Annotated in this window: 20 protein-coding genes and 4 pseudogenes; 19 read left to right on the top strand and 5 right to left on the bottom strand. The window is 40.6% G+C overall.

Annotation, left to right across the window (positions count from 1 at the left end; genetic code table 11):
• Positions 1-132: 132 nt before the first annotated feature.
• Together CJ483_RS24945 and CJ483_RS04265 are read right to left on the bottom strand one after the other, a co-directional pair.
• Positions 133-315 (bottom strand): hypothetical protein, encoded by a 183-nt coding sequence (locus CJ483_RS24945; protein ID WP_259455565.1) that lies wholly within the window; start codon positions 313-315, stop codon positions 133-135.
• A complete protein-coding gene (locus CJ483_RS04265; protein ID WP_259455564.1) occupies positions 312-764 on the bottom strand; it encodes an FMN-binding negative transcriptional regulator in 453 nt (150 codons plus the stop codon). The genes CJ483_RS24945 and CJ483_RS04265 overlap by 4 nt, the downstream gene beginning before the upstream one ends.
• Positions 765-885: 121 nt before the next feature.
• On the opposite strand from CJ483_RS04265, the gene pdxR reads away from it, so the two are divergent.
• The 12 genes and pseudogenes from pdxR (at position 886) to CJ483_RS04205 (ending at position 13,053) form a co-directional block, all read left to right on the top strand.
• On the top strand, positions 886-2,265 hold the full coding sequence (pdxR, locus tag CJ483_RS04260; RefSeq protein ID WP_120032247.1) for a MocR-like pyridoxine biosynthesis transcription factor PdxR: 1,380 nt from the start codon (positions 886-888) through the stop codon (positions 2,263-2,265).
• Positions 2,266-2,339: 74 nt separating this feature from the next.
• Positions 2,340-2,504, top strand: coding sequence for a hypothetical protein (locus CJ483_RS24365; protein ID WP_182916962.1), 165 nt, complete (start codon positions 2,340-2,342; stop codon positions 2,502-2,504).
• An 80-nt stretch (positions 2,505-2,584) separates the two neighbouring features.
• Positions 2,585-2,806, top strand: coding sequence for a hypothetical protein (locus tag CJ483_RS04250; protein ID WP_120032243.1), 222 nt, complete (start codon positions 2,585-2,587; stop codon positions 2,804-2,806).
• Between the two features lie 325 nt (positions 2,807-3,131).
• Positions 3,132-4,003: pseudogene (locus tag CJ483_RS04245) on the top strand (DMT family transporter).
• 191 nt (positions 4,004-4,194) lie between these two features.
• Complete coding sequence (locus CJ483_RS04240; protein ID WP_120032241.1) at positions 4,195-4,488, top strand: hypothetical protein; 294 nt, start codon at positions 4,195-4,197, stop codon at positions 4,486-4,488.
• 397 nt (positions 4,489-4,885) lie between these two features.
• Positions 4,886-5,467 (top strand): TetR/AcrR family transcriptional regulator, encoded by a 582-nt coding sequence (locus CJ483_RS04235; RefSeq protein ID WP_182916961.1) that lies wholly within the window; start codon positions 4,886-4,888, stop codon positions 5,465-5,467.
• Between the two features lie 32 nt (positions 5,468-5,499).
• Positions 5,500-6,813 carry a cytosine permease gene (locus CJ483_RS04230; RefSeq protein WP_120032237.1) on the top strand — a complete coding sequence of 438 codons (1,314 nt, stop codon included), beginning with the start codon at positions 5,500-5,502 and terminating at the stop codon, positions 6,811-6,813.
• Positions 6,810-7,904, top strand: a complete 1,095-nt coding sequence (locus CJ483_RS04225) for a DUF917 domain-containing protein (protein ID WP_120032235.1) — start codon at positions 6,810-6,812, stop codon at positions 7,902-7,904. Before CJ483_RS04230 ends, CJ483_RS04225 begins: the two co-directional genes overlap by 4 nt.
• Positions 7,904-9,499, top strand: coding sequence for a hydantoinase/oxoprolinase family protein (locus CJ483_RS04220; RefSeq protein WP_120032233.1), 1,596 nt, complete (start codon positions 7,904-7,906; stop codon positions 9,497-9,499). The genes CJ483_RS04225 and CJ483_RS04220 overlap by 1 nt, the downstream gene beginning before the upstream one ends.
• Positions 9,500-9,870: 371 nt before the next feature.
• Positions 9,871-10,739, top strand: a pseudogene (locus CJ483_RS04215) (IS1182 family transposase); the annotation flags it as partial.
• A gap of 473 nt (positions 10,740-11,212) precedes the next feature.
• Complete coding sequence (locus CJ483_RS04210; RefSeq protein ID WP_120037795.1) at positions 11,213-12,106, top strand: DMT family transporter; 894 nt, start codon at positions 11,213-11,215, stop codon at positions 12,104-12,106.
• 111 nt (positions 12,107-12,217) lie between these two features.
• Positions 12,218-13,053, top strand: a pseudogene (locus tag CJ483_RS04205) (YitT family protein).
• A 204-nt stretch (positions 13,054-13,257) separates the two neighbouring features.
• On the opposite strand, the gene CJ483_RS04200 reads toward CJ483_RS04205, so the two are convergent.
• Positions 13,258-14,457 carry an MFS transporter gene (locus tag CJ483_RS04200; RefSeq protein ID WP_120032231.1) on the bottom strand — a complete coding sequence of 400 codons (1,200 nt, stop codon included), beginning with the start codon at positions 14,455-14,457 and terminating at the stop codon, positions 13,258-13,260.
• 264 nt (positions 14,458-14,721) lie between these two features.
• On the opposite strand from CJ483_RS04200, the pseudogene CJ483_RS04195 reads away from it, so the two are divergent.
• From CJ483_RS04195 to CJ483_RS04185, 3 genes and pseudogenes are all read left to right on the top strand, one after another.
• Positions 14,722-14,984, top strand: a pseudogene (locus CJ483_RS04195) (DUF1292 domain-containing protein).
• Between the two features lie 165 nt (positions 14,985-15,149).
• The gene (locus CJ483_RS04190) at positions 15,150-15,539 is read left to right on the top strand and encodes a YybH family protein (protein WP_120032229.1); all 390 of its coding nucleotides are present in this window, start codon (positions 15,150-15,152) and stop codon (positions 15,537-15,539) included.
• A 396-nt stretch (positions 15,540-15,935) separates the two neighbouring features.
• Positions 15,936-17,606, top strand: a complete 1,671-nt coding sequence (locus CJ483_RS04185; protein ID WP_120032226.1) for a M4 family metallopeptidase — start codon at positions 15,936-15,938, stop codon at positions 17,604-17,606.
• A 515-nt stretch (positions 17,607-18,121) separates the two neighbouring features.
• Here CJ483_RS04185 and CJ483_RS04180 read toward each other — a convergent pair.
• A complete protein-coding gene (locus CJ483_RS04180) occupies positions 18,122-18,304 on the bottom strand; it encodes a hypothetical protein (RefSeq protein ID WP_259455778.1) in 183 nt (60 codons plus the stop codon).
• 145 nt (positions 18,305-18,449) lie between these two features.
• Positions 18,450-18,677, bottom strand: coding sequence for a hypothetical protein (locus tag CJ483_RS04175; RefSeq protein ID WP_120032222.1), 228 nt, complete (start codon positions 18,675-18,677; stop codon positions 18,450-18,452).
• A gap of 274 nt (positions 18,678-18,951) precedes the next feature.
• Between CJ483_RS04175 and CJ483_RS04170 the strand changes: the two genes are divergently transcribed.
• The 4 genes from CJ483_RS04170 to CJ483_RS04155 all read left to right on the top strand — a co-directional run bounded on the left by CJ483_RS04170 (position 18,952) and on the right by CJ483_RS04155 (position 24,518).
• On the top strand, positions 18,952-19,827 hold the full coding sequence (locus CJ483_RS04170; protein WP_120032220.1) for a MerR family transcriptional regulator: 876 nt from the start codon (positions 18,952-18,954) through the stop codon (positions 19,825-19,827).
• Between the two features lie 199 nt (positions 19,828-20,026).
• Positions 20,027-21,373 (top strand): APC family permease, encoded by a 1,347-nt coding sequence (locus CJ483_RS04165; RefSeq protein WP_120032218.1) that lies wholly within the window; start codon positions 20,027-20,029, stop codon positions 21,371-21,373.
• A 38-nt stretch (positions 21,374-21,411) separates the two neighbouring features.
• Positions 21,412-23,031 (top strand): amidohydrolase, encoded by a 1,620-nt coding sequence (locus CJ483_RS04160; protein WP_120032216.1) that lies wholly within the window; start codon positions 21,412-21,414, stop codon positions 23,029-23,031.
• A gap of 674 nt (positions 23,032-23,705) precedes the next feature.
• Positions 23,706-24,518: a carbon-nitrogen hydrolase family protein gene (locus CJ483_RS04155; RefSeq protein WP_120032214.1), complete on the top strand. Its 813-nt coding sequence runs from the start codon at positions 23,706-23,708 to the stop codon at positions 24,516-24,518.
• Positions 24,519-24,591 lie beyond the last annotated feature (73 nt).

The raw sequence follows: 24,591 nt of genomic DNA, 5'->3' as shown, positions 1-24,591 counted from the left end.
TATAGCCTAGAGGGGCTTTAACTTGTACTAAAAATAATGGCATAAATCCTTATTTTAACCATCTGCATAAAGTTTTGGTGTTGGCTGTCCTATGAGCAAATCAAAGAAAACAAGCCGTAATAATTAGGCCAATCATTTAAATAACCCTTTCCGCTGCTCACGCATCCACTGAGCGACCTGGACGTCCTCTTGTTCATTTGATTTTTCAAGCTCGCCAACAATCGTTTTGTAATCGGTGTCATTACGATTCTGACTCATTTTGGCTGCAGCTTGAATAGAGGTGATTTCAATTTCAAAACCAACGATTCCTTTCATTTCACTCTTGAGCAGCTCTGGATCAAACGTCTCCCAGGTCCGACCATTTTCTCGGGAGACTCATAGTGTTTAAGCATAGTATCCAAAGCTGATTCCAGCTCTTCTCCAGTGATTACACGTGCTGTTCCATACGCATGTACAGCTAAATAGTCCCATGTAGGGACCTCTTCGCACTGATACCAACTGGATGAAATGTAAGCGTGCGGTCCTTGGAAAATGAGTAACACATCACTATTATTGTCTAAAGTTTTTTTCTGCTTGTTTCCGTATGCAATGTGCCCAGTCGCGTAGAGTTTCCCTTCATCTTCTCGAATTTCTAAAGGAATATGCGTAGCCAAGGGCCGGTGTTCATCAACAGTAACCAATAACGCAAACGGATTAGATTTCATCATTTGAACGGCTTCTTCATGATCCATACGATAATATTTAGGAATGTACACCATAATCATCCTTTCCACTTATACTTGAATTTTAAAAAATATAAATACCCGGCAAAAAAATAATATTACACAAACTGACATGAAAAAAGGTACAATAATAAACAAATATACATGTCAGAGGGAAAGGTAAATGAAAAATATTATTTTTACTTTTAAGGAAGACACACCTAAATACAAACAGATCTACGAACAATTTAAATTATTTATTGAGCAAGGAGATATACGAACGAATGAGCAACTACCTACTATCCGTCAACTGGCAGACTCCCTTCAAGTAAGCCGCAATACTACATTAATGGCTTATGATCAACTTGTAGCTGAAGGTTATATTCGCGGAGAAGGGAGAAAAGGTTATTTTGTAAATGAATTAGAGCCCGCTTTATTTCAACAGGAGGCAATCTCTCGTAATAGAAAGCAAACAGAATCGACAGCATCTGTTCTTGTTAATTTCCGAGCAGATGCGGTAGATCAAACACATTTCCCTTTAAAAGTCTGGAGAAGAATAGCTAACCAAGCATTAACATTACAAGAGAGCTTCCAATACGGAGATCCTTTTGGCGAGGTATGTCTGCGAGAACAAATTGCCGCGTATGTGTTTCAATCAAGGGGAGTAAAAGCAGAGGCAAATGAGATTATTATCGGCAGCAGTACCCAGCAAATGCTTATATACCTTGGGCATATACTGAAAGATGATTTCCAAAGTGTGATCGTAGAGGATCCTGGATATGATGGCGCCAGGGAAGCTTTTCAATTTCACCGTCTTCACTTTGAAACTTTGCCGGTTTATGAAACAGGGGTTGATTTTTCTCAGTTAGAACAGATGCAATCCCGGCTAATTTATGTAACCCCGTCCCATCAAAGTCCGATTGGAGTAAGCATGTCGATTCAACAGCGGCAAATGCTTATTCACTGGGCTAACGAGGTACAGGGATACATTATTGAAGACGATTATGATAGTGAATTTCGTTATACGCAACGGCCATTTCCTGCCCTTGCTTCGATTGATGCTCAAAGAGTCGTTTATCTGGGGAATTTTTCGAAGTGCTTTCTTCCAGGCATTCGTTTAAGTTATATGGTGTTGCCTCAGCCGCTATTAGATCGTTATAAAGATCGCTTCCGTCATTTTGAGAGTACTACGTCCCTTCTTAATCAGCTCACAATGGCTAAATTTATGGAAGAAGGAGAATGGAGTCGCCACGTTAAGCGAATGCGTCTTGTTTATAAAAGAAAAATGCTGCACTTAGTTTCTGAATTAAGAAAGCAATTCGGTCAAAATATTTCTATTATCGGCGAGCAGTCTGGCTTATACTTATTGGTCAAGGTACACATAGGGCGTTCAGAAGAATGGCTGATCAGACAGGCTTTTTCCCATGGCGTTAAAGTCCAGCCGACCTCACTGTATGTTGTTAACAATCATCCTGATCAGCCGATTGTTAAGCTTGGTTTTAGCAGCCTTTCTTATGAGGAAATCCAACTCGGTGTGTCCCTCTTGAAAAAGGCCTGGTCATAAATATAGCAAGGAGGTTTAAAGCTTTCATACGTTTTTAAGATTATCATTTGAAAGAGTGTAAAGAAGTTCTGGACTTGCACCCCGATAGACTGTTCTCTGTTGAAAAGATGGTTGTTAGCGAGATGCCGTCAACAGCTATCCGAGCTGATATGAATGGTTCAGGAATCGGTCCAATCGTAATGCCTTATCTTTATGTATGTCGTTACTTTCCTCTTCCGGTTGGTTTTAGAGCAGATTAACAAAAAACTTGCCTGTAATAAAAGGATTTTTACATTCCATATGGAAATAAAAATCATATTGGAAAAAGGGGATGGTTTTGTTGTTATTAAAAGATATAAGAAAATTTGAAGATTTGGATGATTTTATATTCGAACATAAGGTGGACATTCGCTGTAAGGAGAGCGGCCTCTGTGTCACTTTAATCGAGCCGACCGAGGAGGAAGAAGGGGTAATTGCTCTTATACTAAGTGACGGATCGCAGATGGAATTGCCGGTTGATCGTTTAGATGACTATTTAGAAGTTGTGCCTCTAGAAAAGTAAGCGCTATCGTATTCTATAACGGAAGCATTAAATTAGAATAATGGATTGTGGAAAGGTCTTCTTAGAGGGTGAAAATTTTTAGTCTCAAAAAATAAAATCCGGCTGACAGATGGTGGATGCAAAAGAGTGACCTGATCATCCATGATTCTGTACGCAAGCCAGCAAAATAGTATATGATTAAGTCAATTATTCGAAAGTGAGCTGAAAAACATGCTATGGTCTCCGCTGTTTGAAAATGATGTACCTGCTATTCTTCTTCCTTAACGGCAGAAGATGGCATCTCCGTTAAGGACAACCATTGTCTAAACAAAACGGAGGGTACAAAATGAGAAATACGTTACTGGGTTCTTTGTATTTAGCACTCGCTGCAAGTATTTGGGGCGGGATGTATGTGGTAGTCAAGTTTGTGGTTGGGATTGTGCCGCCACTTGAATTAGTATGGTTACGTTATGTGATTGCCATTGTGGCACTGCTGATAATTAGCGTGGTTAAAAAACAATCGTGGCGGATTAAAAAAAGAGATTGGCTACTAATCTTTGTTATTGGCCTTGTTGGAAACACGATTTCTATCGTAACCCAAGAAGTTGGCACGATGCTTTCCACCGCGCAAATGGGGGCGATTATTACCTCGACGACCCCTGCGTTTATGGTGTTATTTGCGCGTCTTATTTTAAAAGAAACCGTTACATTAAAAAAGCTGCATCTATTATTCTGGCAACGATCGGCGTTTACATTATTATTGGCAACGCCCAGATTGATTCTTCTCAACAGCTCGGCGGTTTATCCTTACTTGCAGCAGCGCTGACATGGGCGCTGATGTCTGTTCTAATTAAACGTGTACCAGAACAGTATTCCCAAATTGTCGTAACGGGCTATGCTATTCTTGTAGCGATTGCTTTGCTGACGCCTTTTACAGTCAGCAGGCTAGCAGCACTTGATTTTCAGGCCATGATGCATCCAGCGGTTTGGGGTAGTCTATTATATTTAGGCGTGATCTCAACAGCCTGTGGTTTTTTACTATGGAATCGTGGGTTGCAAATGCTTAATGCTTCAAGCGGCGGATTGTTTTTCTTTTTCCAGCCGATAGCTGGTACTTTTCTAGGATGGCTGCTATTAGGTGAACAAGTTGGGTGGTCTTTCTGGATTGGTACTCTACTGATCTTTGCCGGTGTGTTATTAGTTGTTCGAGAAAAATAAATAGTAAAAAAGCTGATGGGTATCATTCACCGATCAGCTTTTTTTATTGGCGGGTTTTCTTTGTCTGAGGACAGCCCATTGGTCATCTGCTACGTCTGTGAAAATTGTTAATTAAACAATAAGGGAAGGAGGCAGGATATTATGGGATACCCAGTATAGTGATCATAAGGACAGCTGAAGAATGACAAAGAATGATTGGTGCAGAACAGCAGCTTTCAGAGGCAAATGCTTATTCTAAAGAGGAATGTCTGCATGTAGCTTTGTTGCCAGCAGCTCCTTCCAAGGAAAATAGTGATAAGTTATTATCTTATAAGAATGAAAAAGTGCGCTGTGTTATAAATGGGAGAGAGGTCTATCTCTTATTCTATGAGAGTAGCCGAACCTCCAAACGTGGTACTCATCTGAAAAATTTGCAGGTTTCAGCAACTGTCCGCAATGGGCATACCCTCAATAAGCTTTCAAGCATAGGAGAAGCATTCAGCTAAAAAAGAAATGGATAATAAGTATAAAAGTTTTATATTTACTTTTTATAGTTCCTACCCCTATTAAGACGGCCATTGCAAATAGGCAACGAAGCATACTCGGCATCGTCAAAACCTCTTGTAAAAATTGTATTTATATTCAAATATGCAGAATCCATTTTTGTTTGTCTATTTCTATAATGGATTCTTTTTTGTTGTGATCCCAATTATATAGGGATGTTGATCAACCTTTAGTTTAAGTGTATAAAATCAATGAGACGAAGAGGTTTTTTTATTGAATAATTATTATGATTGTTTTTTAAATAAAACTTCGCTGATAGTTAAGAAAATACTTGCAATTCTGTTTATATGGATTATACTAACTAATAATAGTTAGGTAACGAGGAGGTTGGCTAAATCATTGTCTACAAGAGAAAAATTAAAAGAGGCTGCGGCAAATTTGTTTGCTGATCAGGGATATGAGGGAACGTCCCTAAAAGAAATTGCTCATGCAGTAGGGATTAAGACGCCCTCTATTTACGCTTTTTATGAAGGAAAAGAAGATTTGCTTTTAAACGTTTATCAGGACATTTTAGAAGATCATTACGATCATTTGCAAAAAAGCTTGGAGCAAGCAAGAAATGGATCGGCAAAAGAGAGGTTGTATGGCCTGTTATTAACAGCAGTAAATTATCATTTAACTGAAACTGGCAAAACAAAGTTATTTAGAAGATTAATGTTGTTTCCTCCACCATTTTTATACAAACAAATAACAGAAAATTTCAACAAAATTGAACAGATGGAAAGTGAATTGTTGAGAGAAATTTTTGAAGAAGGAATAAGAAATCAGGAGGTTCAACCTAGAAAGGTTGAGGATATGGTGACATCCTTCTTGTGTGTAATGGATGGCGTGTTTCTGGAGATGCAGTATTATGACGAGCGAGAGTTTTCGCGGCGACTTGAGATTATATGGGAGCAATACTGGCTTGGCATAGAGCAATAAATAGCAATTTTATTTAAAGAGGGGTGAAAAATATGGAAAATGCAAATAGCAATGATTTTGAACGGGAGCCGGTGCCGAGAGAACTTCGCAAAGGATGGATATCGATCAGCAGCGTCTGGATAGCGATAGGCATTGATTTATCAGCAGTGTTGCTTGGTGCGGAGCTGGGGGCGGGCATGTCCTTAAGCCAGGCATTGTTGGCAGTGTTTCTCGGTTCTCTTTTTCTCGGTTTGCTCGGTGCGTTTTGCGCATATGTAGGAGCGGCCACAGGATTGTCGACAGCGATGATTTCTACATTTACTTTTGGGAGACAAGGGGCGAAGATCACTTCGCTTTGCCTGGCGGTTTCATCGCTCGGCTGGTTTGGTGTACAAGCAGGATTTTTTGCAGAAAATGCTCATGCTGCCTTGTCATCCATATTCGGTATGGATGTTTCTGTTAAGTTACTGGCATTTATTGGTGGATTGTTAATGATGTCAACTGCTATATATGGTTATCAAGCCATTGAGAAATTAAGCAAGTTTTCTGTCCCTCTCCTCATTCTTTTGATCTTTATCGCCCTGTTTTTCGTAATCGGCGAAAAAGGAACAAATGCCATGTTACAAACACAGAATACAGCGTTCAGCTTTGGAGCGGCTACGTCACTAGTTATTGGAATCTTTGTATTGGGGACCATTCTGGCTCCGGATATATCCCGTTGGGCAAGATCAAAGAAGGACGCTGTTTTATCAGCGTTTATCGGGTTCTTTGTAGGGAACAGCTTCATGCTTGTTATGGCGATTCTTTTGTCAAAAGCAATGAATACAAGTGATCTGATTACGATCTTTACTGTAGTCGGACTGGGCATGCCTGCGATCATAGTATTGACACTGGCGCAGTGGACAACGAATACGAATAATCTGTATTCATCATCACTTGGCCTTGCCGTGTTATTTCCTGGCATTCCAAAAAAATTGCTCACTTTGATAGCGGGAATAGTAGCCACTTTAGTAGCTGTTTTAGGGATATTTGATCAATTCGTTACGTTTCTTTCGATTGTCACTGTATTAATTGCACCGATTGGCGGGATCTATGCAGCTGAGTATTACTTTGTCAACAAGCAGCAATTTCGTTTCGATAATGAAAAGCGAGTTTCCTTTGTCGGCCGTTCATTCATTGTTTGGCTCTTGGCTTCTTCTGTAGCTTTCTTGACGACAGATGCTCCTGCAGGGTTGGGGATTTTCGACATAACTACCATCCCAGCACTCGATGGATTTTTACTGGCGCTGGCTGCTCAAGCCATCCTAGGGAAAGTGCTTTCTAAAACAGATGCAACAACAAAATTAGCAGAGGAGATACCTAAATGAAGAAGTTAACACAACAAATGATTGAACAAATTGCTATTGGTGCTGCTGTCCTCGGTACAGGTGGAGGAGGAGACCCTCATCTTGGCAAGCTAATGGCGATGCGGGCAATTGACAAATACGGACCAGTAGAAATTATCAGCATCGATCAATTAAAAGAGGATGACTTAGTTGTTCCTGTTTCAATGATCGGAGCCCCTAGTGTGATGGTCGAAAAAATACCATCGGAAGAGCAGGTCATCGCAGCACTAGAAGCCATTGAGAAGCACTTTGATCAAAAAATACGAGCGGTCATGCCAATTGAAATAGGGGGAGGCAACTCCTTAATTCCTATTATTGCAGCTGCCAAGAAACGAGTACCGGTAGTAGACGCCGATGCAATGGGGCGTGCTTTCCCAGAAGCACAAATGGTCACGTTCCATTTAGACGGCCTAAAGCCGGACCCAGTTACAATGGCGGATGAAAGAGGGAATGTGGTCACTTTCTCTCCTATGAATGGAAAGTGGTCGGAGAAAATCGCTCGTGCTCTCACGATAGAGATGGGTGGAAATGCCTCGATGTGTGATTATGCGTTATACGGAAGAGATGTGGTTAAGAGTGCGATCCCTGGTACGTTAACATTAGCTGCTTCTATCGGCGAGATATTAATGGAGAAACATAGCGGTAACAAGACGGCCATTGATCTATTGATAGATAGACTGAGAGGATACTCTTTGATTACCGGCAAAATTACGTCAATTGAAAGAAAGATAGAGGGTGGTTTCACAAAGGGGATAGCGAGAGTAGCTGGAATAAATGAAGATCATTCCCGTGAAGTGACTTTGCATTTCCAAAATGAGCAGCTGCTTGTGACTGAGGAAGGCAATCCGTTAGCCATCACTCCGGATTTGATTTCAATTTTAGATCAGGAAACAGGCTATCCGATTACGACGGAATCATTGAAATATGGAGCCCGTGTCGTTGTTATTGCCTACCCTTGCCATGAGAAGTGGCGTACAGAAAAAGGGATTGCCACCGCAGGGCCTGGTTATTTTGGTTATGACGTAGCTTACAAGCCAGTTGAGGAGTTACATGCACGAGAGGTGATGAAGTAATGAGCTATCGAATTGGAATAGATGTCGGCGGAACAAATACAGATGCCGTTCTTATTGATGAAAATATGCAAGTGATCGCGAAATACAAGTCTGCAACTTCTGCAAATATTATGTCAGGCATTCATGACAGTATCGCTCGTATATTAGCAGAATCGGGTGTAGATAAAAAGCACGTTACACATGCAATGCTGGGCACTACCCATTGTACAAATGCAATCGTAGAAAGAAAAAACTTGAATCGGGTAGGGGTAATTCGGATTGGTTATCCTGCCACTACCTCGATCCCTCCGCTTTATAATTGGCCACAAGATTTGCTTGAGGCAATAGGAAACCATCAATATGTTGTTTCAGGGGGATATGAATTTAATGGAGATGAAATTGTCCCGATAGACGAGGAAGAAATTAGATCCATTGTAAATGAAATCAAAGAAGAAGTAGATGCGATCGCCGTCGTGGGAGTGTATTCACCGGTCCGCCCTGATCAAGAAGTAAGAGTCCAGGAAATTATAAAAGAAATCGTTCCGGATATGCATGTGTCCTTGTCTCATGAAATTGGAAGCATGGGCTTGCTGGAACGTGAAAATGCCGCTACTTTAAATGCCGCCTTAATACAGGTCATTAAATTAGTAGTGAATGGATTTACCGCTGCCTTAACAGCAAATGGGCTGGACCCGGAGATTTTTCTTGGACAAAATGATGGGACACTAATGACAACTGACTATGCTCTTAGCTATCCAATCTTCACGATCGGTTGTGGACCGACGAACTCAATCCGCGGGGCCGTCTACTTATCCGGCATAGAAAACGCTATGATTCTCGATATTGGAGGAACCACTACAGATATTGGTGTAGTTAAAAACGGATTTCCAAGAGAATCGTCCGTAGCTATTGAAATTGGGGGCGTCCGTACGAATTTTAGAATGCCTGATATGTTATCTATCGGCATTGGTGGCGGAACAATTATCAGAAAGAATGAGACGGGTTATACAATTGGCCCCGACAGCGTAGGCCATGAAATAGCGAAAAAGGGAATCATCTTCGGCGGCGATATCTTGACCGCGACTGACATCGCTTTCGGAGCTGGAATGGCGACCATAGATTTGCTCGACTTAAATGCGGATGCTTTAGATAAAACAGAATGCAAGGAAGCACATAAGCAAATTGTTCATGAGGTTGAGGTGGCTATTGATCGTATGAAGACGAACGCGGATGATGTTTCCATTATTCTTTCAGGTGGAGGCAGCATCCTGCTTCCTAGCTCTATAAAAGGAGCCAGGGAGGTTATAAAACCTGAACATTTTGAAGTGGCCAATGCCATTGGAGCAGCGATCGGCGATATTTCCGGAGAGGTCGAAAAAGTATACTCACTCAGTGAACAATCTTACGCAGAAGCCATTGAAGAAGCCAAAGAGCTTGCCATAGAACGGGCCATTAAAGCAAATGCAGATCCTAAGACAGTAAAAATTGTTTCAATTGAAGATATTCCGCTTGCTTATATGCCAGGAAATGCATTATTCATTAAGGTAAAAGCAGTTGGGCAGTTGCTGGTGAAAAAGATGGCAAGCGGAGAAGCTCTCAACGGCCGCTATTCATGAAATGAAAGATTATTCTTCAGACTTACTCTTTTTAACGTTGTCTCAGTTAGATGACGGTGTCGTAAATAAAGGACCTCATAAGGTCCTTTCAGACTGTAGGCAAACTCAATGAAATTCTAGAGTTTGTCTACAGTTCTTTTTATTTTGCTTGTGAATGGGGGCTGTTGATTTCCATTCCAGGCGCTTCGCTTTCCGCGGGGCGGGCGGTGAGCCTCCTCGCCGCGAAAGCGCCTGCGGGGTCTCACCTGTCCCGCTGATCCCGCAGGAGTCTTTGCGCCATCCATTTCAATCAACAGGGGTTACAAAGTTAGAGTAGCCGTACAACCATACCTGTTTTAAAATAAATAGATCAAACGCTTGAGGTGAGAAAGATGCTTTCGAAAAACAATCCAATCCAACGGAATCAAATAGAAATGATCGCTCTAGACCAGCTTGTACCAGAGAATCACCTGGTCCGTAAAATGGAGGCAGCGATGGATTTCTCTTTTATTTATGACTTGGTGGAAGGATTGTATGCGGAAGTGGCCGCCCAAGCATTGATCCAATTATTTTAATTAAACTAACATTTATCCAATATGCCTTTGGCATTCGATCCATGCGCAAGACGATCGAGGAAGTGGAAACGAATATGGCCTACCGCTGGTTTCTCGGTTATGGATTCCATGATAAAGTGCCGCATTTCTCTACCTTCGGTAAGAACTACGAGCGTCGCTTTAAAGATACCGACCTGTTTGAACAGATCTTCTATCGTATCTTAAAAATAGCTGCCGAGAAAAAGCTCATTAGTGCGGAGCACGTTTTTGTGGATTCCACTCATGTAAAAGCTAGCGCGAATAAGCGTAAATTTGAAAAGAAAATGGTTCGCAAAGAAACACGCGCGTATCCGGAACGCCTCCAAGAAGAGATTAATCAGGACCGAGAGGATCATGGAAAAAAGCCGTTCCCGCCAGATAAGTTCGATAAAGAAGAAACGAAAGAAATCAAGGAAAGTACAACCGATCCGGACAGTGGCTACTACGTTAAAGACGAACGAACCAAACAATTTGCCTATTCCTTTCACGCGGCCGCAGACCGTAAGGGATTCGTAATTGGCACAATGGTCACACCAGGCAACACACATGACAGCCAGATCTTAGAGCCGTTAATGGAGAAAGTGATAGAAAAGGTAGGAAAACCTAAAGCTGTTGGTGCAGATGGAGCTTACAAAACACCTGCCATTGCCAGTTATTTAATGTCCAAAAATTGTTATTGATCGCATAAAAAAATGCGTGGAAAAAATAAATAAAAAAAACTATAATTTATAAATGTGAAATCGTTTGTTTAGGATATGGCTCGCTCTGAGATTTCAACAAATTGAAATGTGGTAAGTTTTAAGAGGATTACTGACAATATAAATTTTGTAAGTTGATGAGAAACTAAAAAACCTGTATCAGCATAGTAAAAACCTCTTGCACTCCGTGGGATTCAAACGGATGTACAGGGGTTTTTCTAATTGTAATGAAAGCTAAAATAATGAGTGAAAGAAATTCAACCTGTGAATATCCATTCAACAGGCTATTTTTTAGGTTGAAAAGCCAGCCTCTCAATGGATTTCTGCTTTGAAATTCAAAATAGCAGTGAAGAGATCTACATAATTGGCACAAAGGGTATACGAAACATTTGAGTCAGTCTACAATAGGATAGTTGATATTTTACTGCATGGGGGTGACAACGATAGTAAAAGCGTATACTTGGCTGACCTTTTGTGTGGTTGTGTGGGGAAGTAATTTTGTTTTTGGCAAAATTTTAGTCCAGGATTTCTCACCAGCTTTATTAACTGCATTAAGGCTGCTATTTATTGTACTTTTTTTAGGTGGAGTTTCCTTCTACAAAAAACACTTTAAACGCATAAGTAAATCAGATTTTCTTGCAGTGTTTCTTCTTGGAATTATTGGTGTGCTGATAAATCAGTGGTCTTTCTTTGTCGGTCTGCAAACAGCTGATCCGACCACGTCCGCATTGATTTTAGCAATGACTCCCATTTTAACTGGCTTATTAGCAGCCCTTTTTTTAAAAGAGAAATTAACAATTCGGATGTTAGTAGGATCTATCGTAGCGATTACGGGAATTTATTTTGTTGTAACAAAAGGTCATTTATCGTCTTTGCACGTGGATAAGGGACTGGTATGGATCATAGTAACAATGATAACGTTCGCTATTATGATTATTATGACAAGGGTGCTCTCTAAAAGAATAGATGCACTGACTATTACCTTATATTCGAATGTAGTAGGTTTTGTTGTGTCGATTCCATTTGTTTTTCTATTAGATATCCCTTTACGAATAACTTCTAATAGCAAGGGTTGGGCTTTTCTAGCTGCAACGGCTATTGTAGTGCACGGTATAGCTACGCTGATTTGGAACAGTAACATTAGGTATGTGGATGCTTCAAAGGCTTCTATGTTATCTAATTTAGAACCATTTGTAGCCATGGTTACGGGATTAATCATTCTGCATAAACCAATAACTAAGATAGAACTTTTAGGCGCTTTATTCATAGTAAGCGGAGTTGTGCTATCTACCTATCAGCGAAAGAGTGCACAGGAACAAACGAAGGCTAGCGGTTAAGAGGAAATGTAACTTTTCTGCAATGAAAAGGCATGGTTTCATTTATGAGTTACCATCAGGAAAGGACTGTCTCAAAGAATGATAAAACATACAGCTCAGACAAAATTACTCATGGAATATTTATCTATTATCATTGGCTCGGCCTTAGTTGGCTTGGCATATAATATTTTTCTGCTGCCGGCTCGGCTCGCAGCAGGCGGTGTTTCTGGTATAAGCACGATCCTGTATGAGCTATATCAGTACAACCCCGCTTATGTACAATGGGCTATTAATATTCCACTCTTTTTTATTGGCCTTTTGCTTCTGGGAAAAGATTTCAGCTTAAAGACGTTAGTAGGGATTTTCTTTGTTCCATTTACTATTTGGCTCAGCGCTGATATTCCTTTTAAGATTGATAATCCTTTACTGTCCGCTATCTATGGAGGAATTCTCCTGGGGTAGGGCTAGGAATTGTTTATAGAGGAAAGGGATCAACAGGGGGACTAGCTACTGTTGCACAAATTGTTAAAAAATATACAGGACTCTCCAGTGGCTATTCCCAGTTAATCGTTGACGGATTTGTTGTTATTAGCTCCGCCCTTGTTTTTAACTTGGAGCTTGCTCTTTATGCCATGATGGCTATTTATGTTACGAGCAAAGTCATTGATTTTGTCCAGCTGCAAACCTCACCCTCAAAGCTTGTTCTTATTATTACTGAACAGGAAGAGCAGATTCAATCCATTATTAAAGACGAAATTGACCGAGGATTGACAAAAGTTCGCTCCATTGGCGGGTTTTCCAATAAAGAAAAAACGATGATCCTATGTGTGGTTGAACAGCAGGAGGCTATTTATTTGAAAAAGGTATTACAAGAGCAGGAGCCATCTTCTTTTGTTGTATTTCTTAATGCTTCTGAGATTCTTGGAAGAGGTTTTTCTCTATCTAAGATTTATGGAACAGAAAAGTAATGGAAGAATCAAAAGGCTAATCATAAAAGGGGCTTCAAGGAGAAAACTCAGAAAGTTTGCCAGTTCGTTTTATGAGAACCTGTAGAGTAAAGGGTTGTCCCATGAGGGCAACCCTTTTGTTCTTTCCACAGGAAAAAGAGTGTGGATGAAAAATAGCGCGGATCATTCGATCGTTTGATAACTGTTTATACGAATAGCTTATTTCTATTCAAGTTCCACTTGACGCGTTTCTCGGCCGAAAATGACCAATACAGCTACGCCGATAAAGATGCTGATGCAGAACAAACCGAAGATGAATGCAATAGAATAGTCGGCAGCAATTAAAGCTCCAACGAGAAGCGGTCCCAATATGCCGCCAATCCGGCCGATGGAAGCGGCCATGCCGGCACCTGTTCCACGAATGACGGCTGGATATTGTTCTGGCGTATAGGCATATAAGGCTCCCCAGGCACCAAGATTAAAAAAGGATAGCAGGATACCAGAGGTGATAAGCACAGCAGTTGTTTCTGCATTTCCGAATACAAGAGCGGAGGCAGCCGTTCCAATTAAATAGGTAGACAGGACAAACTTCCGACCTACGCGCTCAATAAGCCAGGCTGCTGTAAAATAACCAGGCAGCTGAGCAAGAGTCATGATTAACACGTATTCAAAGCTTTGGATCATACTAAATCCTTTCATGACCATGACACTTGGAAGCCAGAGAAACATGCCATAATAGGAAAAGACAACAGTAAACCAAACGGCCCATAGTACGAGAGTGGACCGGGCATATGCTTTCGACCAGACATCACGGATATTTTGGCCGATGGTGCGTTTTTCTGCTTTTTTCGGTGAAAATGCAGGAGAATCAGGCATGTTTAGGCGCAAATAAAGGGCATAAAACGCTGGAAGTGCCCCAAGTACAAGCGCAATTTGCCAGCCGAATGACGGAATAATAAAGTAAGAAATTAATGCAGCCAGCAGCCAGCCGAACGCCCAGAAGCTTTCGAGCAGAACGACTACTCGCCCTCGGTCTTTTGCTGGTACGCTCTCTGAAACAAGCGTCGAAGCAACCGGCAGTTCGCCGCCAAGTCCCATGCCGACAAAAAAGCGCAAAATAAGGAAAGCGGCGAGTGTGGTCGTCAGTGCGGATAGGCCGCTTGCCAGTGAAAAGATCAGCAGCGTAATAATAAAAATATTTTTTCGACCCATACGGTCAGCCCAAAGACCGAATAGGAACGCACCAACAGCCATTCCGATTGAGTTCACGCTGCCGATCCAGCCCATTTGCTCTGGTGTTAAGTTCCAATCTACTTTTAGAGCAGCGATAATAAATGACAGCATGCCGACATCCATTGCATCAAACATCCAGCCAAGGCCGGCGATGCCAAGCAGCTTTTTCTGTGAAATTGTTTTTTCTGACATTGTGTCTATCTCCTTGTCTTGACAGCTATCTTTATATAAATATAGACGGGTGTAATGAAAAAAACAAGAAGTTTGTTGGAATATCGTTGAATTTGAAGGTCAGTATTTCTAATCTAAATTGCACCAATAGTATGGGAAAAACAAAAGAAGAAAATACTTAGGATGAAAATCGGCATTTCTTGCATGAATTACTCGCCCTTTGGAAATAAGATGACTAGAGGTATTATTAAAACAAGAAGAATTTAAAAGGAGAGGGGTTATCGCATGGAAAATATTGAAGTAGGCGAAGTTTTCACGATTAGCGGTGAGAACGACGAAGAACAGAGGGTTGAAGTATTGGCCGCTATTAATATCGAAGGCACGCAATATGCGGCAGTCGGCTTTGTAGAGGATATTGAGGATGAAACAGAGGAAGACATTGACGTTTTCTTTTAAAGGTCGACCAAGAGGGCGACTTTACCTCCATTGAAAGTGAGGAAGAGTTCGACAAAGTTTCTGCCGCCTTTGATGAAATTATGGAAGACTGATGGGCACAGGAGGATAGACAAAGCAAGCTAAAGCACATGTACCCAAAGCCAACAAATTCTTGTTGGCTTTTTTTGGTGAGCAGGGAAAAAAGATAGTGTCATTGAGGTAAATCATGTAAAATCGATCTAATTAACATATTTTTAGTATGGGGAAGGAAGGATCTTATGGAACATGAATTAACAGAGCTTATTAAAAAGTGTGATCTGGCAATTAAGCAGGAAGATTTTGATACATTGATGAATTACTATACCGATGATGCTATTCTCGTTATAAAGCCGGGAAAGGTAGCACAGGGCAAAGAGGAAATCAAAAAAGCATTTATCGCTATTTCCCAATACTTCAATAATACCCTCGTGCCGACACAGGGGGAAATGGTTATTCTGGAAGCTGGCGATACGGCGTTAGTTATTTCTCAGACGCTTTTGGATGCGGATAAACAGGAAACCGAATATTCAATGGATCGAAGAGCAACATACGTATTTCGGAAAAATTTACAAGGCAGCTGGCTTTGTGCGGTTGATAATTCATATGGAACAGAATTGATTACTAGATAGTCAAAAACGATCCCGTTAAGAAGTGCGTTTTTACTCTGAAAACGGAACCATGTAAAGAGTTATTCAGCAACTTTATATAACTCATTAAAAAAGGATTTAGAAGCAGATGTTAAAAAGATTTTAATGGCAGGGCTTAAAAGACTTTATTCGACAAGCGGATACAGAGAGTATAGGTCAGCGCATAGTATGCTGGCTTTTTTATTGTGGTTATAAATGGGTGAATTGTAAATAATACCATTTATCTACTATGAGTCTATGTTTCTGAGGATCAATTTCCTTAAAATTCTACTTTTTCTAGTAAAATGGAATTAAATTGAAAAAATAGTATAAAAATAATTTTCAGCATGGTATGATGATTTCTGAATTACCATTCATGTTAACCAAGGAGGACTTAAAGTGAACAGAAAAGTTTTAGCTCTTGGATTGTCTCTCGGTTTAGCCACTAGTGTCTTCTCTCCTACATCATCGCTTGCAGCACCAAAAAATGTTTTGTCAAACTACAAGTATAATCAGTCAGTCGGTTCGCCTGAATTTGTCTCGGGTAACCTGACAAAACCAGCTAAAAAAAATGCAGAAAGCGTTGTGTATGATTATGTAAGCGCTAACAAAGACAAATATAAGCTCGGATCTAAATCTGCTAAAGAATCCTTCAAAGTAACATCAAGTAAAAAAGAAAAGGACGGGTCCACTGCTCTTCGACTACAGCAGGTATACAACGGAGTCCCTGTCTGGGGATCTACACAAGCAGCCATGGTAACAGATAATGGCATCTTAACTGTATTCTCGGGCACAGTCACCCCTAACCTGGAAGATAAAAAAGGGCTAAAATATGAAAGGAAAGTTAATGCCAACCAATCAATTAAAATTGCTGAAGCTGATCTTGGTTTGATTCCTGAATATGAAAAAGAGCCAACGTCAGAGTTGGTTGTGTACGTGCAAGGCGATGATGCTACTTATGCTTATCTAGTAAACTTGAACTTCCTATCTCCAGAACCAGGAAACTATAATTATTTTATTGAAGCTTCAACTGGAAAAATACTGAATAAATATAACGACCTTCATGAAGCTAACACTCAGGAAACAAGCAAAAAAGAGGCCGCTAAGCCAGGTGCTGCAGCATCTACCAATACAACAGGCACTGGAAAAGGGGTGTTAGGGGATACGAAAAACCTGAATATGACGCTTTCAAGTTCAACCTATTATTTACAAGATAGAACAAGAGGCGGCGGGATCGTTACTTATGATGCGGCAAACCGTTCCCAAGTTCCTGGCACACTTTGGACAAGCTCTGACAATCTTTTAAATAGCACCTATGAGGCTCCAGCTGTGGATGCTCATTTCTATGCGGCTAAAACTTATGATTATTATAAGACAAAATTCAATCGTAATTCCTATGATGGTAGAGGGGGTGCCATTAGGTCAACGGTTCATTACGGCAGCAGATACAACAATGCGTTCTGGAACGGAAGTCAGATGGTATACGGAGACGGAGACGGTTCGACTTTTATTCCGCTATCCGGCGCGATTGATGTGGTCGCTCATGAAATTACGCACGCCGTGACGGACAGCAGCTCAGATTTAATTTATCAAAATGAATCTGGAGCCTTAAATGAAGCGATTTCAGATGTTTTCGGTACTCTTGCTGAATTTTACCATAACAGTAACGCTGATTACGAGATTGGAGAAGACATCTATACACCCGGGGTTGCAAATGATGCGCTTCGTTCAATGAGCGACCCTGCGAAGTATGGAGATCCTGATCATTATTCTAAACGCTATACAGGTACAGCAGATAATGGCGGCGTACACACGAATAGTGGCATCATAAATAAAGCTGCTTACCTTCTGGCCAAAGGAGGGACTCATTATGGCATAACAGTACCAGGTATTGGCAACGAGAAGGTAGGGCAGATTTATTATCGTGCGAATACCGTTTATCTAACAGCATCTTCCACTTTTAGCCAAGCTCGAGCTGCGCTGGTGCAGTCAGCAGCCGACCTCTTTGGTGCCGGTTCGGCGGAAGTAAATGCCGTCAGTAAATCTTTTGACGCTGTGGGAGTTAAATGATTAGGTCCCTTTGAAAATATAGAAAATACAGGCCGCTTCTCTTTATGAAAAACCTGTTCTTCTAAACTCCCGTGAAAATGTTCACGAAGAAGGTAGTGATTTCCCTGTTATCCTATCCTTTTATTAATGAAATCAAGCTAGAGTGAGAGATGAATAGATCGCGAGTCGAAGAATTGACTTTTCTAATCACACAGCAGAAAAAAGCACCGCTTATGGTGCTTTTTCTTTTGGTTAGGCGCGTGCGCTCTGTGCGGAGTCTCACTAATACTCGCTTTTCCCGCTGGAGTCACTGTCTTCTGTTACAACTCACTCTCAAAAGAATATCCTTTCTTTTAACAGAGCCTTTGTTTATAACAATAAATAAAGGAAGACCGATTCCATAAGCGGATAAGGTGCAATCAACAAATAACCTCTTCTTTATTTAAGTATGATTGATATTTTGTATACAACTGCAAGAGGTAAAAGTAACCTGCCAATCCTTTTATAGGAATGATTGGCAAGTTGAAGTGATTTCATTAACTTAAAAACTTATGTCCAAACAAATAATAAAGAACTAGCGAAGAGCTCATAAAAAAAACAAAAAACAGCACCTGTTGAGGTTTAGAGCGGTTTTTCAGCCACTTCCATCTTTTGCTTTCCACATCAAGCCAGAAGAAGTCAATCATTAATGCGCCTATGATGACGATAACAAATGACATTAAGCTCAAGTATTTATTCACTCCTTTCCTTATTTTTTGCATGATACCATAATAAGGAATAAAAGATGGAGAATTCGATGCTTTTAGTTAGGCACAACAGCGGCAAGCAAAGACAATGACCCTCTTTATTAAAAGAGGGTCATTGTTAATAATAGAACCATTGCCGGTTTTGACAAGGAGGAAATCCGTTGATATCTTGGACCGACCGATAATCATACTGCTTCAATGCAAATTGAGATTTATATAAATATTCGATGACAGAAACTTTCCCTCCAGACACACTGCATAAAATACCGGACACTCCCCGGCCGTTGGACAATGAGACGCCCACGGGCTGACCGATGAGCTCGCTAGCTTTATCCTGCCACGGCATGCTGATCACCCCTTTAAAAGCATCTTATGTATCCAATAAAATTAGGTGCTGGCAACGATTTAGCCGCTAGAAGAGAGGCCACACTTTGTAAAGAAAGCAACACTATATTTTAGGGATAAGAGCTAGAGGCAAAGAAAGGATTGTTCGGAAAAGAATGATTCACTCCCTTTTTTACTTCCTGTTCGTGAGAAGAAATCTCTCTTTTACAACAGAAGTGGTCGTGCTATTATTTTAGTATATTTATTTCCAGTACTAGCTAGAAGGAGAAAGAGCCATGAGAAATAAGCTGAGTATAGGGGAAATGGCAAAGTTAAGAGGTATAACGGTGGATACACTGCGTCATTACGATAAAATTGGATTGTTAAAGCCCTACTACATTGACCCTGACACCGGATATCGTTATTACTCCATTTCCCAGTATGAAGTTCTCGGAACGATAAAGGAACTGAGGAAAATCGGTTTTTCCCTAGAGGAAATCAAGCAATTCTTAACAAACCGTAACGTTAAAAAATCCATTCAAACACTTCAAGAATCACTGGCTAATATAGAAGAAAAAATAAAGGGATTGCAAGATATCTATGATACTTTGAATACTCGACTATACAATATTGAATATTTCACTAATAGTTATAAGAATTCGGATATTGTAGTTAAACAATTTGAAGAGCGCGAATACATTCAGCTAGCTAGACCAGTAAGCTGGGGAGATAAAGAAAATCTTTATTTTGGACTATTAGAGCTCGAAAATAAAGTTGGTGGGATCATCCCAGTGTTGGCTAGTAACAAATTTGGGGATTTTATCAAAAAAGATTATTTTAACGACATTCGCCAATCAGCGGATGGACCTCTTAACCTTGATAAATATCAATCGCAACTATTTATTCTTGTAGAAAATCAATCGTCTGGACAATCAACACAAAAAATAGAAAAAGGGATATTTGCATGCTCTTACTATGGAGGGCTCACGAGAGAGAAAATGCTGACTCAGCTTAAAAAGCTGCTTCATTATTGTGATACTCATGGTTATATGATTACTGGTGACGCTATTAGGGTTATGCAAGTCGACATTTCTTTAACAGATCAATATGAGGAAGCCTACTATGAAATACAAATCCCTGTCCAAGAAAAACAAGTTCGAAGAAACCTTTGAAATGATAACGTTATCATTTCAAAGGTTTTTTCTATGGAAACAGTTGACTCTAGGGTTAGACGAGACTTTATGATGAATTCATGCAGATGGAATGGGGGGATTCTTTAAATTCAGAATAATTGGATTTAAATAAAAATAGTCATTTTTCATTTTTATTATCAAATGTTAAGGAGAAACACTTTATAAGGAGGTTTAAGCTATGAAAAACATTGACTCACCAACCCTCAAGCGTTCGCTTACTCTTGTACATGTCGTTTTCTTCGGCTTAGCTTTTATGGCGCCTAAAACATTTTTTGCTACTTACGGGGTTGCCGTGCATAGCACCAATGGGATGATGCCAACTGCTTATGCAATCGCCTTAGTGGCTATGCTATTTACAGCTTACAGCTATGTCCAATTGGTGAAAGCGTTTCCGACTGCCGGGGCGGCTTATACGTTTACACAAAAATCAATCAGTCCGCATATTGGATTTATTGTTGGTTGGACGATCATTATTGATTATATGTTTAGCCCAATGATCAGCGCCCTAATCGTCGGAATTTCATTGAAAGCTTATTTCCCATCCATCCCGATAGTCGTTTGGATCATTTTGTTTATTGCGGTGATTACCACGGTCAATATTCTTGGTATTAAATTAGCGGCGAAACTTAATATTTATATGCTTCTTCTGCAGATCTTATTGTTTGTGCTATTTTTTATTTTGTCGATTAAAGGGCTTCTTGAAGGAAAAGGGGCAGGTACATTATTTTCAACCGTTCCATTTTATGACCCCGGAGTTAGTGTACCGACGCTTCTATCTGTTGTCCCTATTCTCTGCTTTAGCTTTTTGGGTTTTGATGCAGTCACTACGTTGTCAGAAGAGACAAAGAATCCTAAGAAAACATTGCCAAAAGCGATTTATCTTGTAACGCTAATTGGTGGATTTTTATTTATTACGGGTTCGTATTTTGCTCAGCTGATTTTTCCGGAGTTCCAATCTTTTAAAGACCCTGAATCTGCTTATTTGGAGATTGCAATTTATGTCGGTGGAAGTCTTTTTGTGAGTTTCTTTATTGCAGTAGGACTAACCTCTACCACTGCTTCGGCCGTTGCCTCGGGAACGAGCGCCTCTCGCATTTTATATGCGATGGGAAGGGAAAATGTATTGCCGAAGAAGCTCTTTGGCTATGTGTCCCCTAAATATCATACACCTGTGCTTAATATTTTACTCATTGGCGCCGTTGCGTTAAGTGCTCTTTTTATCAATCTAACAACAGCCGTCTCATTTGTTAGTTTTGGGGCATTGTTTGCCTTTTTCTTTGTGAATCTTTCAGTGATCGCTCACTACTTCTTCAGAGAGAGAAAAAGGTCTTTCAAAGGAACGGTTCAATATTTGATCATTCCATTGATTGGCGCTGCTCTTATTGGACTGTTTTTCATAAAATTAGACCAGCATTCATTATTACTAGGCGGGGCTTGGCTTTTTATCGGATTTATTTATCTATTAAACTTAACGAAAATGTTTCGGCAACCGCCTCCTGAGCTTACCTTTGAAGAAGCTCAATAAAAGGGAGTAGATCTATATAATGAGAGGATTGATGAAGAATGAGTCAACAACTAGCTGATGTAATTATTTCAAGTAAGGCTGTATTTACAGGGCTTTGTGATCAACCGGAACCCGCGTCCATTGCGATTAAGGACAATAAAATCCTTGCGGTTGGTTCGGAGAAAGAGATAAAGGCTTACTTGGGTGAAAATACAAAAGTGTATCAATTTAAAGATCAACTAATTATGCCGGGATTCCACGATTTTCACCTTCATATTATGCAAGGAGCTGTTTCCCTTAATAGTGCGAATCTATTCGCGGCTCGTTCAGAAGATGAAGCGTTGGAAATGATCCAGGAATTTGCTCGATCAAATCCGGAAAATCCATGGGTCATCGGGTTTACATGGGATGCAGGGTACTGGGATACCCAGCAATTGCCGAATCGTTATTCATTGGACCGTATTCTTCCGGATCGCCCAGCGCTCATGTTTCATGCGGAAGGGCATTACGCATGGGTAAATTCGAAGGCGTTAGAAATCGCCCAAATTACCCGCAATACAGAAAACCCTTCTTACGGCATAATCGGCAAGGATGAAGAGGGAGAACCTGATGGTATTTTATATGAAAAAGCAATGAATGCGGTCGTGCATCATGCATTTAATTTTTCAAATGAATATAGAAGTAAAATTTTCTCTCATTTTTTAACCCATGCAGCAAGTTTAGGGATAACGGCTGTTCACGATTTACACGGGTTGAAAACAATAGAATCTCTCGATGTTTTCAAAGAATTTGAAGATAAAGGGGAATTAAGCGCCCGCATTCATTTATGGCCTGCATTAAATGGCAGTTTGGAGCATGTGAAACGGCTGCGGGAGACGTATCAATCGGACAAGCTTCGTGTATCGGGATTGAAGCAATTTATTGATGGCGTGATTACCGCCCGTACGGCTTATTTAATAGAACCGTATGCAGACCAACCTGACACACGCGGAGAGGCGTCTTTTCCTCCGGAAACGATCAAAAAATGGGTAGTTGAAGCGGATAAAGAAGGGTTTAGCGTTCGCTTTCATGCCATTGGCGACGGAGCGATCCGCCTGGCTTTAGATGCTTATGAGGAAGCGCAAAAGACAAATGGCAAACGGGATTCCCGGCATTCCGTGGAGCATATCGAAGTGATTCACCCTGATGATATTCCGCGTTTCAAAGAGCTTGGCGTGACGGCGTCCATGCAGCCGGATCACTTTGCGATGTCTGAACGGGGGGTGTACACCGATCGAATCGGCCTTGAGCGTGAAAAGTATGTGTTTCCGATCAAGACATTGCAGGAAACTGGTGCAAACTTGGCCTTTGGGACGGATTTTCCCATCGATGTTTTGAACCCACTTCTGCAAATTTACCGGGCGGTAACAAGAATTGACAGCAGCGGAGAAACCGTCTGGCATCCGCATGAGCGCATCACACTTGCCGAAGCATTGAAAGCTTACACAGCCGGTCCTGCATATGGTTCATTTAGAGAGGGAGAGTTAGGAACATTGGAAGCAGGGAAGCTAGCGGATATTGTTGTGTTAGAGAAAAATCTCTTTGACTTACCTGCAGAAGACATACCCGATACAAAGGTGCAGGTAACAATTGTTGATGGGAAAGTAGTGTATGATCATGCCGGAGAATTAGTGAAATAATGAGTTAATTGTCCTATCAAAAGAACGGAAAATAAACAAACAAAAGCAGACCACTCATACTATAGAAAATGCAGGCGTAGAACAGATTAGCTATGAAATCACAAAGACGTGGAATAAGAACGGCTGAGAAGCAGTGCTTGAATAAGAAAGCAACTATTGATCTGTTAATTTCTTATGATCGGCCAGAGAACACACATAAACTAGGAGGTTTAGTCAGAAGTTAGGAACTTGAGCGATTTATCTGAAGCAATAGGGCTGCTGGCGAGACTTTGCAAAAAGACTGAGAATAGAAAAATATGAAAGGAACTTCTTGAAAAAGTGGAGTCTCGTCATCTAAAAAATATATGTGGGATAGGGAGCATCTTCATTTAAGCCAAATAACGATTGAAAGGAAGCTAGAAACAGAGAATTAATTCATATATGAATTGTAATGCAAAAACAAATCAATCCTCCTGTTGTTAATTCAATTTTGCATTAGAATATTCACATAATGACCTGGTTTTAAAGTAATCTAAACATTGGCACTATTCTTGCAAGTTATTAACTGAGCAAATATTACTAGTAGGAGGTTTATTAAGTGTTTTTGCATCACTAGGGGCTAAGCTCTTATAATGCAAAAATCGGTTTAGTGTTTTTGGAATATTTTTGTCATCAGTTAAAGGGAGGATTTTATTATGAATCAAGTAACTATCGCATTAGCACAACTCATTTGTGAAGATGGGAAGGTTGAAAACAATCTTACTCGTTTGGATGAGGTCGTTAATAAGTATGGTCATTCTCACGACCTCATTTTGTTTCCTGAGACATTTATCATGGGGTTTCCTTCTCCAGAGGTTGCTCGTACATTAGCCGAGCCCTTGGATGGACCTCTTGTCAAACATTTAGAACGTAAAGCAAGAGAAGCTAATACTTCCATTGTTGTGGGCTTATACGAAAAGGAAGGAGAAAACATTTATAATACCACGATTCTAGTGGGACCGACAGGATTGTTGCTTTCTTATCGTAAGACTCATTTATGGGTGGGGGAAGAGGCAGTCGTCAATCCTGGAAATTGTTTCCGAAGCTGCGGCTGGCAAGACACAAAAGTCGGGCTGCTCATTTGCTACGATATAGAATATCCAGAAACAGCCCGGGCAGTTGCCAGCATGGGAACAGAGCTATTGTTAGTGACAGATGGAAATTGGGATGGTCCAGTACATCGTGTTGCCGTTCAAGCCAGAGCACAAGACAACCAGATGTTTGTTGCTTTGACAAATCGACTTGGAGAGCTGGAGGAAATTACGTTTTGCGGAGGGAGCATTGTCGTTGATCCATATGGACGGATAATTGCTGAAGCAGGATGCGAAGAAGAAGTGTTATCAGCAACGATCGACTTGTCGCTTGTCCAGGAGAGCAGACAACAGTATCACTATCTGAAAGAGCGCAGGGTGTCACTTCCTACACCTTCGCAGGAAATTGGAGAGGGAGTTTGGGAAATTAAAATTTGATCATCTGAAGTATCTGCTTACTAAAAATGAATGGAAGTAAGAATATTAAGATGTAGTGTATGAATAAAAAAAG

This window comes from Bacillus sp. PK3_68, from assembly GCF_003600835.1.
In the GTDB taxonomy this organism is placed as follows: domain Bacteria; phylum Bacillota; class Bacilli; order Bacillales; family Domibacillaceae; genus Pseudobacillus.
The sequence above is the reverse complement of the archived record's forward strand: the minus strand, read 5'-3'. Positions and strand labels throughout refer to the sequence as shown.